General features: G+C 60.1%; 13 protein-coding genes. 7 read left to right on the top strand and 6 right to left on the bottom strand.

Features of this window, described 5'->3' with window-relative positions:
- Positions 1–9: 9 nt before the first annotated feature.
- The 5 genes from MUU54_RS08235 to MUU54_RS08215 form a co-directional block, all read right to left on the bottom strand.
- Positions 10–843 (bottom strand): carbohydrate ABC transporter permease, encoded by an 834-nt coding sequence (locus MUU54_RS08235; RefSeq protein WP_247243558.1) that lies wholly within the window; start codon positions 841–843, stop codon positions 10–12.
- A complete protein-coding gene (locus MUU54_RS08230; protein ID WP_247243557.1) occupies positions 840–1,763 on the bottom strand; it encodes a carbohydrate ABC transporter permease in 924 nt (307 codons plus the stop codon). The genes MUU54_RS08235 and MUU54_RS08230 overlap by 4 nt, the downstream gene beginning before the upstream one ends.
- Before the next feature lie 104 nt (positions 1,764–1,867).
- Positions 1,868–3,070 carry an ABC transporter substrate-binding protein gene (locus MUU54_RS08225; protein ID WP_312038815.1) on the bottom strand — a complete coding sequence of 401 codons (1,203 nt, stop codon included), beginning with the start codon at positions 3,068–3,070 and terminating at the stop codon, positions 1,868–1,870.
- 18 nt (positions 3,071–3,088) lie between these two features.
- A complete protein-coding gene (locus MUU54_RS08220) occupies positions 3,089–4,075 on the bottom strand; it encodes an alpha/beta hydrolase fold domain-containing protein (RefSeq protein WP_247243555.1) in 987 nt (328 codons plus the stop codon).
- Positions 4,072–4,668: a GntR family transcriptional regulator gene (locus tag MUU54_RS08215; protein ID WP_247243778.1), complete on the bottom strand. Its 597-nt coding sequence runs from the start codon at positions 4,666–4,668 to the stop codon at positions 4,072–4,074. The genes MUU54_RS08220 and MUU54_RS08215 overlap by 4 nt, the downstream gene beginning before the upstream one ends.
- Before the next feature lie 183 nt (positions 4,669–4,851).
- Here MUU54_RS08215 and MUU54_RS08210 point away from each other — a divergent pair, with 183 nt between their 5' ends.
- Entirely contained in the window at positions 4,852–5,931 is a 1,080-nt protein-coding gene (locus tag MUU54_RS08210; protein ID WP_247243554.1) for an ABC transporter ATP-binding protein, read from the top strand.
- A gap of 16 nt (positions 5,932–5,947) precedes the next feature.
- Here MUU54_RS08210 and MUU54_RS08205 read toward each other — a convergent pair whose 3' ends face one another.
- A complete protein-coding gene (locus MUU54_RS08205; RefSeq protein WP_247243553.1) occupies positions 5,948–6,880 on the bottom strand; it encodes a sugar-binding transcriptional regulator in 933 nt (310 codons plus the stop codon).
- Between the two features lie 158 nt (positions 6,881–7,038).
- Between MUU54_RS08205 and MUU54_RS08200 the strand changes: the two genes are divergently transcribed.
- From MUU54_RS08200 to MUU54_RS08175, 6 genes are all read left to right on the top strand, one after another.
- Positions 7,039–7,755: an HAD family hydrolase gene (locus tag MUU54_RS08200; RefSeq protein WP_247243552.1), complete on the top strand. Its 717-nt coding sequence runs from the start codon at positions 7,039–7,041 to the stop codon at positions 7,753–7,755.
- Between the two features lie 122 nt (positions 7,756–7,877).
- The gene (locus MUU54_RS08195; RefSeq protein ID WP_247243551.1) at positions 7,878–9,512 is read left to right on the top strand and encodes an ABC transporter substrate-binding protein; all 1,635 of its coding nucleotides are present in this window, start codon (positions 7,878–7,880) and stop codon (positions 9,510–9,512) included.
- 90 nt (positions 9,513–9,602) lie between these two features.
- The gene (locus MUU54_RS08190; protein ID WP_247243550.1) at positions 9,603–10,601 is read left to right on the top strand and encodes an ABC transporter ATP-binding protein; all 999 of its coding nucleotides are present in this window, start codon (positions 9,603–9,605) and stop codon (positions 10,599–10,601) included.
- On the top strand, positions 10,602–11,588 hold the full coding sequence (locus MUU54_RS08185) for an ABC transporter ATP-binding protein (protein ID WP_247243549.1): 987 nt from the start codon (positions 10,602–10,604) through the stop codon (positions 11,586–11,588). It abuts the gene before it with no gap.
- Between the two features lie 10 nt (positions 11,589–11,598).
- Positions 11,599–12,525, top strand: coding sequence for an ABC transporter permease (locus tag MUU54_RS08180; RefSeq protein ID WP_247243548.1), 927 nt, complete (start codon positions 11,599–11,601; stop codon positions 12,523–12,525).
- Positions 12,526–12,537: 12 nt separating this feature from the next.
- Positions 12,538–13,419: an ABC transporter permease gene (locus tag MUU54_RS08175; RefSeq protein WP_247243547.1), complete on the top strand. Its 882-nt coding sequence runs from the start codon at positions 12,538–12,540 to the stop codon at positions 13,417–13,419.
- Positions 13,420–13,430: the final 11 nt, after the last annotated feature.

The following is a 13,430-nucleotide window of genomic DNA, read 5'->3' as shown; positions in this document are numbered from 1 at the left end:
TCATTCGAATCAGCCCTTCACCGCACCTTGTGTCATTCCGCCGATAAGGCGACGCTGGACGAGAAGGAAAAGGATAGTAGCCGGCATGGCGCCGACGATGGCGCCCGCAGCAAGCAGGCCCCATTCGATCTGGTATTCGCCGATGAGGGTCTGGATTGCGACCGTGACCGGTCGGACGTTCCGTCCGCCAAGCGTCAGGGCATAGAGATATTCATTCCAGGCGGTGATGAAGATGTAAATGCCCGTCGAGATGATGCCCGGCAGCATGAGTGGCAGAACAACGCGCCTGAGCGCCGTCAGCCGCGAGCAGCCGTCGATCATCGCGGCCTCGTCGAGGCTCTTCGGAATAGCACCGACATAGCTCGTGAGCATCCAGACCGCAAAGGGAATGGCAACCGTCGCATTGGCAAGGATCAGACCAAAATGGGTGTCGAGTAGACCTACCTTCCGCATCAGCACGAAGAGTGGCAGGATCAGCAGCACGATCGGGAACATATTGATCAGCAGAAACTGCAACATGAGGAGCTTTCGACCGGTAAAGCGGAAGCGCGAGAAGGCATAGGCAGCTGTCACAGCCACAGCGAGCCCAAGTGCCATAGTACCGCAAGCAATGATCAGGCTGTCGAGCATGTTGTCCAGGAAGGAAGTCTGCTGCAGCAGACGCACGTAATTGTCGAGACTCCAGCCTGCGGGCGAGATTGAAACGCCTGTCGCATTCAGAGCCTTTGTCGGTGTCAGCGACGTCAGCACCATCCAGGCAAAGGGCGCCATCGCAAAAAGGACGATCATCAACACCGGCAGATCAGTTGTGATGATACGGCGGACGGTGGAGGGCTTTTTCATCGTTCCACCTCCCGCATCGTACGGGCAAGATAAAGGGCAACGACTGCACCAAGGAGCACGGTAAAGGTGACCGCGATCGTCGTGCCATAGCCGAAGTCGAGGTTCTGACGTGCGCGCACAAATGCGTAGAGCGGCAGCGTATGGGTAGCATAGCCCGGCCCCCCGCCTGTCATTACGAAGATGACGTCCATGGAGTTGGCGACCCAGATGACCCGAAGCAGGCCGGCGGTCGCCAGAACCGGAGCAATACCCGGCAGAGTGATATGCACGAACTGCCGCCATGCCGAGGCACCGTCGATGGAAGCTGCCTCGTAGTGGCTCTTTGGAATCCCCTGCAGCCCAGCAAGGATCATGACCGCGAAGAAGGGGAAGCCCTGCCAGGTCAGCGTCGCGATGATCGCATAAAGAGCGAGATCGGGATCGGCCAGCCATGGCACGGCGGACTGCACGACCGACAGATAAATCAGGATGTCGTTTAACACGCCCGTATTCGGGTCGTAGATCCAGCGCCACATGAGAGCGATCACCACGCTCGGCAGCGCCCAGGGTATGATGATGAGCCCGCGCGCCAGACCGCGCCACGGGAACTCCCGGTTCAGCAACAACGCGGTCAGGAGGCCGAGGCCCATCTGCAGCGGCACCGTCAGGCCAATCCAGATGGCGGTATTGCCAAGCGCGGTCCAAAACACTGGGTCGGCAAAGAGCTTCACATAGTTACCAAACCCGACGAAGCGGCTGGCATTGGGTTTCCAGAGGATGAGGTCGTAGAAGCTGGTGGCAAGCGCCTGCACCATCGGAAAGAAGACGATGAACACTGTGACGAGAACGGCAGGCGCCAGCAGCATGTAGGGCATCAGCCGGACGCGCCAGGGCGTGGCGATGGTAACAGCGGTCGATGGTGAGGCAGTCGTCGCGGTCATTCGGTCGTTCCCGGCCGTTGTCATCCGAAGGATCCCATCCGCCCTGATGTTTGGGTCGGACGGATGGGATGCGAAGCGGGCACTGCGCACCCACTTCCGGGAGGTTACTGCTGCGCGAACAGCGCCTCGAGCTGCTGCATCATCTGCTCTGAGGTGATCTGGCCCGTGAGCGCCTGCTGCATTGCAGTCTGCCAAGCCGTGTTCACGAACTCCGACGTCGCGGTGTTCTGCGGAAGTACCTCAGCGAAGGGGAGCGATTGCACGGTCGCGTCCACGAACCGGCGCTCATGCAGCGTCCAGTTCTCCGATCCACTCTTGGTGACAGTCATCTGGCCCGTTGCCTTGTTGAATGCGACGTTGTTTTCGCCCTCCGCAAGGAAGGAGATCCACTTCCATGCTGCATCCTTGACCTGCGAAGAGGAGAAGATCGCCAGGGACTCGTCGCCATAGGAGGTCCAGCGTCCGCCACCGCACTCGGGAACCGGGACAGCCGAGACCTTGTCGCCGAGCGCCTTAACCATGTCATTGGACGAACCAATGTGATGGATGGTCATGGCAGTCGTACCGTTCTTGAAGGCGCCAGTGATTTCCTGGAAGCCGTCGTTTGGCGCGGACGGAGGAATAACCTTGTCTTTCTGGAAGAGATCGATCAGCCATTGATTGGCAGCGATCGCTTCAGGCGTCGTCAAGCCGCCCGGCTCCAGCTTTGCGCCCTGTGACAGCACGAAGGCCCCCCACTGGTCCCAACCACCCTTCCCGCCACGCAGGCCGAAGCCGTAGTTCTCCGGCGCATTGGTCAGCTTGATAGCGGCGTCCCGGAACTCATCGCATGTCGTCGGCGGCTTCAGGCCTGCCCGTTCGAACAGGTCGGCCCGGTAATAGAGATAGAGCACGACGTACTGGATCGGCAGATAGTACTGCTGGCCGTCCGGTCCCTTGTTGATCTCCAACAGGTTGTCGAGAAGGTCTGCCTTGCCGGACCATGCCTCGACTTGCTCGCCAATTGGCTCCAGCGCACCCATTTCGATGAGGCGCGGCTGGGCGAACAGCTTCACCATGGCCGCGTCAGGTGCGTTTCCGCCGACCAGGGCGGTGTAAAGATTATCGTAATAGCTATTCCAGGGCACGTTCTCGGCCTCGATCTCGATGCCTGGGTTGGCAGCCTCAAACTTGGCTACCAGGTCGTTCATCGGGTTTTCCGGATTATCAAAATGATACCAGAACCGGACGGTTTCCGCGGATGCGGTGCTTGCAAGCAGAGCGGTCGCAAGAGCCGCACCGATGGCCAGTTTCTTCAACATTTTCATTCTCTCCTCCTCAGAAAATCAAGCTTGCTTTCCGGCGATCATGTCCTTTGCCGCCTTCCCTGCCGCCGCCAACGCCTCCCGCGCCGCAGCAAGATCAATGGTGTTCTGCAAAAAGCCGTGCGTAACACCCGGCACCACTGTCAGCGCATCACTGCGCCCGAGGCCCTTGAGCCGTTCGTGCAACAGGATGCTGTCCGAAAGCAGCGGATCCACCCCCGCGGCCATCAGATGGAGTGGCGGCAGCGCCTTCAATGCCCCTTCAGAAGCGACCAGCGGACACGCCAGCGGATCGGCCGAAACATCACGGCCACCGGCATACCAGTTCCAGTAGCGCTGCATCTTTGCAGTCGTCAGTCCCGGTCCTCGTTCGAAATCACGGTACGACTGCGTGTTGAAGGACGCGGAATAGGTTCCGTAGAAGAGCAAGGCGCCTGCCACAGTGGCGTTCGACCGAGGTTGCTCGTGCAATAACGCCGCGAGCGCAAGATTTGCCCCGGCGGAGTCGCCTGCCACAATCAGTGGGCCTTCCTCGACGCTGAAGACGCTTGCTGCGACAAAAGCCGATCGCAAGGTGGCGACAACGTCCACCAACCCCGCAGGATAAGGATGCTCCGGTGAGAGCCTATAGTCCGGCAGCAACACCGGCAGACCAGTCTCAACCGCCAAGACGCGCGCGCATCGCTCGTGCGTCTCAGGGCTACAGAATGCAAAACCGCCGCCATGCGCGAAGATCAGCCCGCCCGACCGATGGCCCGGCGGCACCAAGACCTTCAGGCGAACGCGCGCCGATCCGAGGCATTCATCCGCGTCGATCCAGGCGTCGCCAGCAGTGGCCATCTCGGGCAGATCGAAATTCCACCGGCGATTGCTCTCAAGGGTGAATGCCCGTCCTTCTGCCGGGCTCATCAGCGTCGGATCAGGCTGGGGACCCAATTCCCGTGCGGTACGCTCAAGTAGCCTCGCCATATCGGCAGAAAGCGGGGAAGTGTCGGGCATCGCGTTCATTGGCGTTCGTCCGGGAAGACACTGGGGCCAAGATCGACGATCGTCGCGATGTGATGACGCAGTGCCTCGGACGCCTTTCCCACATCCCCCGCCTCCACGGCGTCGATAATCGAGGCATGTCGCTTTGCGGTTGCGACAAGATCGCGAGGGCTAATGCTGCGTGAAATTTTGAAGCGGTGATTGTGCACCAGGCAGCGGTGCAGGATCGGGTCGAGCGCCGGAAGCTGCGCGTCCTGAAAGAGGCGGCGGTGAAAATCTCGATCAAGCGAGGCCAGTTCCAGTTCGTCGCCCGACGCTGCCGCCTCCAGCATCTTGTCAAACAGAGCTTTCAAGTCGGCAATGAGCGTGCGTGTGGGCATTTGCAATGCTCGCACAATGCCACTGCACTCGATCTGCTGGCGCACCCGGAACATTTCCACGGCTTCAGCTTCCGTGCATTCTGAGACCTGCGTACCGCGATGGCCCTGGCGGCGAACAAGCCCTTCCTCCTGCAATTGCAGCAGGGCTTCACGCACTGTTCCTTGGCTGCAGGAAAAATAGGCGGCGAGATCCAGTTCAGTCAGAGCGGCTCCAGCCGGAAGCACCCCGAGCATGATATCGCGCTTGAGCGCGTTGAAGGTGGCGGCTGACTTTGCCGGCTTAGCGTCTCGCGCATTCGGCTGGGTAGAAAAATACATCGTTTGCTTCCGCGGAGTTGCCAATCATCTTTCGTGCAATTATTGATATTGATATCGATAATAAAGGTCAAGAGCAGATAACTTGCGGAGGAGTAGACCGTGACTGCAATCAGCTTGAGGGAAATCCGGAAATCCTATGGATCGCTGCAGGTCATCCACGGCATTGATATCAATATCGAAAGCGGTGAGTTCCTCGTTCTAGTCGGCCCCTCCGGCTGCGGAAAATCCACTCTGCTGCGAATGATCGCGGGTCTCGAGGAGATCTCCGGAGGTCGGCTGGAGATTGGCGGACAGCTGGTCAACGCCCTGCCGCCGTCTCAGAGAGACATAGCGATGGTGTTTCAGGATTATGCGCTTTATCCGCATATGAGCGTGCTCGAGAACATGGCATTTGGGCTCAAGATGCGCGGCACTGACGAGGTGACGATCCAGGCACGCGTGGCCCAGGCGGCAGAAATCCTTCAAATTCAGCAATTCCTGGATCGTCGCCCGGCTCAGCTCTCGGGCGGTCAGCGCCAGCGCGTTGCCATGGGTCGGGCCATTGTGCGGGAGCCTTCCGCATTCCTCTTCGACGAGCCACTTTCAAATCTCGATGCGGCGCTGCGGGTCGAAATGCGCCTGGAGATCGCAAAGCTTCATAATCGCATGAAGGCGACCACAGTCTACGTCACTCACGACCAGGTCGAAGCAATGACGCTTGCGGATCGCATTGTGGTGCTGAATGCCGGGCGCGTTGAGCAGATAGGTCCGCCACTGGAGCTGTACCGCCGTCCGGCGAGCCTCTTCGTTGCACGTTTTATCGGTAGCCCGACCATGAACACAATGTCAGCCGATATCGTCTCCCACAACGATCGGGCGACAGTTCAGATCATGGGCCACACGTTTGCACTTGCCGACGTAGTTGCAGGCGGGCTCAGAGCTGGAACTGTGACCGTTGGCATTCGGCCTGAGGATTTATCCGCCTGCGCTCCAGAGGACGCTTGGTTTAGCGGGAAGCTTGCGGTCGCTGAACGCCTAGGGAGCCAGACGTACGGATATCTGGAAACGGGCGACACGCGCATGCTGACCGCGGAGTTTGCTAGAGACGCAACCATCAGCGCCGGTGACACAGTGCACTTGCGCCCCAACTTGAGCGCTCTTCATGTGTTCGATGGCTCGTCTGGTCAACGCCTGAACTGATCAACACAGTGGGTGGTCACATCAATAGGACCCGAGCACTGTCCGCGTCGGTCACCACAGCAGTTGCAAGCTGAGCTCTCAGGACCGCGAGAAGGATCGCATGCTTGTGCGGCCCCCCAGATGCGACGATCCTGGTCGGAATGCTGCAATAGGCCTCAAGATCCGGCGATATCACCTGTCGATTGACGCAATGGTGCACAGACCGCCCCTCTGTGTCCAGATAGCGTCCGAGTATGTCGCCAACGGCGCCGGCTGCCACCAACTCGCTCACCTTCGTCTGCGCCGGCAGTCCATAGCGAACCTGCAGGGACTGCCCTGTCACGTCGCCCACGCTAAGAAACGACACATCGACATTCGCTGCGTCTCGGACAAACTCCTGGAAAACCGGCTGGGCCATGACCACCGCGTGCGCCTCCTCGCTTCCAGCATAGATGGGCGCGGCGAAGTAGTGGCACTTTGCGTTGAGGACCTTGGCGAAGCTCCTCACGATCTCGAACGTATTGATCTCTGAGCCGCGGGTTAGTCCTCCCATCAGCGATCTTATTCGCATGTCCGGCTCTTGCGCCTGGTTCATCTGGCGGGCCGTTTCATACAGCGTCGCCCCCCAACCAACGCCGATCGATCGCGGCTTGCGGACTTGGATGAGCCGATCCAGGAAAGCTGCAGATGCCCTGCCAATCACCGCATGCATATGCACAGGATCGCCCGGTGTTGGCGAGACGATTGCATGCTGCAGCCCGAAGCGCTCGCAAAGCCTCGCCTCGAGCTCAACGTTTTCGGCAAAGGGAGAGCTAAAGCTAACCCGCACAACACCCTGCTCCAGAGCCAGCGCGAGAAGCTCGTTGATGCGTCGACGCGTGAGGTTCATCCGCTCTCCGATCTGCGCCTGTGTCAGCCCCTCGACGTGGTAGAACCACGCTGCTCTCACCATCAGTTCCTGTTGCTCCATTCATCTCTCCGCTCAAATGTCACAGTCGCGTAACATATGTAACGTACTGCACCGCCGTAGATACACCAGGGGGCGTCCCGATCTTCTCCCCAAGGCACGTAGACAGCGCGAGCCGACATTCCCCGAAAGTTCGTCTCGCGCCAAGAACGGATTGAGAGATGACCGCCACTGACTTGCTTATCTTCGACTGCGACGGTGTTCTGATTGACAGCGAGCCCTTGGCGAGTCGTGTTCTTTGGCAGGCCTTGCGTGACGCGGGCGCCGATATCTCGCATCAGGAAGTATGGCAGCGATTCACCGGATTTGCCGAAGCAGACGCCCAAAAGATTTGCCGCGACGTCTTCGACCTTCGTGAAACCGACCAGATCTTTGAGGGATTGCGAACGGCGCTTCGGGAGGAGTTTGCCAGGGCGCTGTCGCCCATGCCGGGCATGTCCGACTTGGTTCGTTCTCTCTCCATCCGCAAGTGTGTCGCCTCAAACAGCAGTTTGGAGCGCCTAAAGAACAGCCTCGGCCTCTTTGATCTGTGGCACGAGTTCTTCCCCTATGTGTTCAGCGGCGAGTCGGTTGCCCGCCCAAAGCCAGCGCCCGATCTCTTCCTCCATTGCGCCGATGCGTTCGGCCTCGATCCGGCCCGCTGCCTCGTCATCGACGACAGCCCTCACGGCATCCTCGGTGGCGTGGCAGCCGGCATGCGCACAATCGGGTTCGTTGATCCGGCCGACCCCCGTCCTGATCGGTACCGCGTCTTAAAGGGCGCGGGAGCAGTGGCGGTGGTCACGGGGGCCGCGGGGCTTAGATCTGCGTTGGAAGCTTTTTTGTCGGGCAGCCATGCGGATGGGCATACTGCCCAGAAGCGTGCCGTGCCGGCCTGATCATTCCGCGTCGCGGTCCTCTGCGGCGCGTCATCGAAAGTTCACTAGCTCATTAACAAACCGACATTCGAGAGGCGCAGGAGAAGCTTGCTTTTCGAAGTCCGAACCTCAGGAGGTTATCGATGCTTTCCATCAATCGACGCGGCGCGCTTGGCCTGATCGGTGCCGCCACCGGAACCCTTATCCTGCCGCGCATGACCTTCGCCCAGGGCAAGCGCCCTTCGGTGACGATCGCGGTCCAGAAGATCACCAACAACAACACGCTCTGCGTTTGGAATGAGCAGTCCAACGTCGGTGAGCGGGTGTTCTTCCCCAACCTGTGGGAAGGCCTCATCCTGCGTGACTGGATGGGAAACCAGGGCCCCGTCGCTGGCCTGGCTACAGAATGGAAGCGCATCGATGACAAGACGCTTGAGCTAAAGCTGCGCCAGGGCGTGAAGTTCCACAATGGCGACGAGCTAACGGCTGATGACGTAGTCTTCTCCTTCTCCAAGGAGCGGGTCTTTGGTGACACCGAGCCCAAGGGTGGCAAGACCATCTTCGAAGACGACCACAAGCCCACCACTGCTAAGGAACTGCCTGCTTCTGTTCCCGGCATCGGCCGGCGTCTATGGCCGGCGCTTGCCGGCGTGGAGGCGGTCGACAAATACACCGTCCGCTTCCACAATACGACCCCGGACGTCACTCTTGAAGGGCGTCTCTACGCCTATGGCAGCCAGATCGCGAACCGCCGTGCCTGGGATGAAGCCGCCTCCTTCACCGAATGGGCGCGCAAGCCCGTTACGACAGGCCCCTATATGGTGAGCGAATACAAGCCCGACGTTTCACTGACGCTTGTTGCCTTCGACGAATACTGGGGCGGCCGTCCGCCGCTTGAGGAAATTCGCTTCGTCGAAGTTCCGGAAGTCGCCTCGCGTGTTAACGGGCTCCTGTCTGGTGAATATGATTTTGCCTGCGACCTGCCGCCGGACCAAATCGGCACCGTGCAGGCCGCATCAGGTTTTGAAGTGCAAGGATCAACGATCCTCAACCACCGCATTTCCGTCTTCAATACACAGAACCCCGTTCTCGCCGATCCGCTGGTGCGCCGCGCCATGACTCATGCGATCGATCGCAAGGCCATCGTTGAGGCCTTGTGGGGTGGCCAGACGGTCGTGCCTCCAGGCTTGCAGTTCGATATCTTCAAGACGACAGACATGTTCATCGATGGCTGGCACGCTCCGGAGTTCAATCCCGAACTGGCGCGTGATCTCCTCAAGCAGGCGAACTACAAAGGCGATGCAATCCCCTATCGGCTGCTCAACAACTATTACACGAACCAGACTTCAAACGGTCAGATCATGGTCGAGATGTGGAAACAAGTCGGCCTTAACGTCGAGATCCAAATGAAAGAGAACTGGGCCCAGATCCATGACCCAGAGGGCATCAAGGGCGTGCGCGACTGGTCGGCTTCGGCAAACATCAACGATCCGGTCACGCCGATGGTCACGCAGTTTGGCCCGAACGGCGAGATGCAGCAGAAGAAGGACTGGACGAACGCAGAAATGAACGAGCTCTCGGTCGTGCTGGAAACGTCCACCGACCGGGCTGCCCGGAAGAAGGCATATGTCCGAATGCTGGAAATCTGCGAGCGCGAAGACCCCGCCTACCAAGTGCTGCACCAGAACGCAGTCTTCACCGGTTTGAAGTCCTCGCTCAAGTGGAAGGCGGCGCCCGCCTTCGCCATGGATTTCCGATCCAACAACTGGACCATGTAACGGTCCATCTCTTCCGGCGGGGCTGAACCCGCCGGACCTCCCTTTCCAAAAATCGAAGCAGCGCCGGCAGCCTTGAAGAAGGAGAACAAGATGTCGTTCGATCTCGTGGAGATTCGTGACCTGAAGGTTGCGTTTGACGGCACGCAGGTGCTGCACGGTATCAATCTGTCGGTTGACCGCGGGGAAGCGCTCGGCCTGGTCGGCGAGTCCGGCTGCGGCAAATCCGTCACGTGGTTGGCAGCCCTTGGGCTCCTGCCAGGCAAAGCCGCGATATCGGGCTCCGTGCGCATCGAGGGAAATGAGCTGTGCAGCGCACCGCGCCAAGCGCTCGAACGCGTGCGCGGTGGCCGTATCGCGATGATCTTCCAGGATCCGTCAAGCTCACTCAACCCAGTGATCCGTATCGGCCGGCAGATCACCGAAGCGCTCACGCTTCACCGAGGCATTGGGGGGGAGACGGCAAGAGCCGAAGCACTGCGGCTCCTGGACATGGTTGGAATTCCGGATGCTCGCCGCCGCTTCGATCTTTTTCCCCACGAGTTTTCCGGCGGTCAGTGCCAACGCTTGATGATCGCCATGGCGCTCGCCGGCCAGCCTGACCTGCTGATTGCCGACGAACCCACGACCGCGCTTGACGCCACGATCCAGGCGCAAATACTCGACCTCCTCAACCAGCTGCGCGCAGAGACCGGCATGGCCACCGTGTTCATTAGCCATGACCTCGGCGCCGTTTCCCAGGTCTGCGAGCGTGTGTGTGTCATGTATGCCGGCCGCATTGTCGAGCAAGGATCGATCACGCAGCTGTTCTCGCGGCCCCGCCACCCATACACCCGCGGCCTGTTTGATGCGATTCCCCGGCTCGATGGCCCACGTACCCGCTTGGTGCCGATACCAGGGACTGTGCCCAATCCGAAACAGCTGACGGCAGGTTGCGCGTTTTCGCCCCGCTGCGCCCATTCGGTGGCCAGTTGCGATTTTCAGCGACCGGAACTTGATGTGATGGAAGACGGGCGACGGCTGGCTTGCTTCAATCCGGTGCTCGCTGACGAGCCGACGCCTGCCCTCCAGACGGTGATGGAGGACGCTTAGATGGTCACTCCGCTCATCGAGGCCAAAGGACTGACGCGTGTCTACGAGATGCGGCGTGGGCTTTTCGGCAAGGCGATCCCTGTACGTGCGGTGGATGACCTCTCGATAAAGGTCTTGCCCGGCGAGACGCTCGGCGTTGTCGGCGAATCCGGCTCTGGCAAGTCAACCCTCGGCCGGATGCTGCTTGGGATCGACCCGGCCCAAGCCGGCGCCGTGACGTTCGAGGGTCACCCAATGCCGGCATTTGGAACTGCCGAGTGGCGTGCTCTGCGGGCCAGGATGCAGCTTGTCTATCAGGACCCTCTGGCAGCATTGGATCGCAGACTTACCATTGCAACCCAGATCCGCGAACCGTTGGACATCCACAACCTGCTTACCAAAAGCCAACGGGATGGGCGCGTTCAGGCGCTGATGGCGGCTGTGGGGTTGAGGCCGGACCAGGCCGATCGATATCCGCACGAATTGTCCGGCGGGCAACGCCAGAGGGCGGTGATCGCCAGGGCGCTTGCCTCGCATCCCTCTCTGATTGTCTGCGACGAGCCGGTCTCCGCACTCGACGTTTCGATCCAGGCACAGGTGGTCAACATGCTACGCGACCTACAGGATGAGTTTCAGATCGGCATGGTCTTCATCAGCCACGACCTCAAGGTCGTGCGCAACGTCGCCGATCGGGTCGCCGTCATGTATCTGGGGCGGATCGTCGAGGAGGCCCTTTCCGACGTCATCTTCGCCTCACCGCGTCACCCATACACCCAGGCGCTAGTCTCTAGCGTGCCTGTTCCTGGCCAACCGCTCAAGGGCCGCATGATTCTGCAGGGAGAGCCCCCGAACCCGGCCGACAGACCTTCCGGCTGCGCCTTCCACCCCCGTTGTCCGCTTGCAACCGACATCTGCCGCACGTCAGTGCCAGCGCTTCGGACGATCGGCGTGGGCCGATCCGCCGCCTGCCACCTCGTCGAAGGCGCAACAGCGCCGATCGCTGCCTGAGGAGACAGACGTGGTCCGCTTCGTTATCTCCCGCCTGCTGCGCGCCCTTGTCACCATTGTCGCGGTTGTCACCTTCGCCTTCGTCGTTCTGCGCATGTCCGGCGATCCTGCTCAGGTGATGCTGGGGCCGGACGTACCGCAGGAGGCCGTGGATGCGTTCCGCACGTCCTGGGGCCTCGACCAGCCGCTCTGGATCCAGTACCTGGCCTATATCAAGTCCATATTCACTGGCGATTTCGGCGTGTCCATGCGCGACAAGGAATCGGCGCTGCAACTGGTGCTGGAACGCGTCCCGGCGACGCTGCAATTGACGATCCCGGCGTTGCTCCTGAAGCTGTTTATCGGCATACCCGCAGGCGTCTATGCGGCACTTCATCGTCAAAGTGCGGTCGATCGCAGCGTCATCCTACTGGCGATCCTAGGGTTCACCATCCCCTCTTTCGTCATGGGCCTACTGCTGGTCCTCATATTTTCCGTCACTCTCGGCGTACTGCCTTCGGGCGGCCAAGATACCTGGGTCCACGGACTGCTCCCGACGATCACCATGAGCATCGGCGGCATCGGCATCCTTGCCCGGTTCTCGCGCAGCGCGATGATCGAGGTCATGGGCCAGCCCTACATCCGAACTGCTTCCGCGAAAGGCGTTACCTGGTCGAACGTGGTCTGGAACCACGCGCTTCCCAATGCTGCCGTCCCGATCATTACGATCGTCGGCTTCATGGTGGGCTCGCTCATTGCTGGCGCAGTAATCGTTGAGTCGATCTTCTCCTGGCCAGGTATCGGTCGCTTGCTGGTCGTTTCTGTGAGCAATCGAGATCTAGCGGTCGTCCAGTGCATCCTGTTGATGATCGCTGCCACGATGGTGCTCTCCAACCTGATGGTCGACCTCCTTTATGGTTGGCTTGATCCCCGCCTCCGTCGCCAAACTGTCCACTAGGATAAAACGAATATGACTACGGCAGACATTGCCCACGCTCATGCCGCCGGACGTCGCAGAACCGGTCTTATCCCAAGGCTGCGTCGCAACCTTCCTCTGTCAATCGGGCTTGGAATCCTGTGGCTGTCGGTAATGCTCCTCGTCGCCATCTTTGCCGATGCCCTGCGCCCCTACGGCATCACCGCCATGGACCTCACCAACCGACTTTCGGCGCCCGGAGATCCGAAGCACTGGCTCGGCACTGACGAACTTGGCCGTGATGTCTTCGCCCGCCTGATCCAGTCCATCCGGGTATCCCTCGTTATTGCGTTCAGCGCGACGATTATCTCAGCGATCTTCGGGACGGCACTCGGCTTCGCGGCGGCGAAATTCCGCGGCATCGTCGAGCACATCGTCCTCGTCTTGGCGGACTTTCAGGCGGCGCTCCCCTTCCTGATCATGTCGCTCGCGGTGCTCGCCTTCTTCGGCTCGTCAATGGTGCTGATCGTTTGCCTGATGGGCTTTTATGGATGGGAGCGCTATGCCCGGATCGCGCGCGGCCTGGCGATCTCGGCCAGCGCGCAAGGTTATGCGTCCGCTGTCGTACAGCTCGGCGCATCGCCCTTGCGGGTCTACTTCCGGCATATCCTGCCCAATGTTGCATCAACGCTGATCGTATCGATGACTCTGACATTTCCTGAGATCATCCTCATGGAAAGCGGGTTGTCCTTCCTGGGGCTTGGGGTGCAGCCACCGGAAACCAGCCTTGGCAACATGGTTGGCTTTGGCCGCGAATACCTGACACGCGCGCCATGGATCATGCTCACCCCTGCCCTTGTTATCATGCTGACGACGCTTTCCATCTCACTTGTCGGCGACTGGCTGCGCGACAAGCTGGATCCAACCATACGCTAGACTTCTCACTA

Source organism: Pseudorhizobium tarimense, from assembly GCF_022968135.1.
Lineage (GTDB): Bacteria > Pseudomonadota > Alphaproteobacteria > Rhizobiales > Rhizobiaceae > Neorhizobium > Neorhizobium tarimense.
Note: the sequence above shows the minus strand (reverse complement) of the source record. Positions and strands in the feature narration are given on the sequence as shown.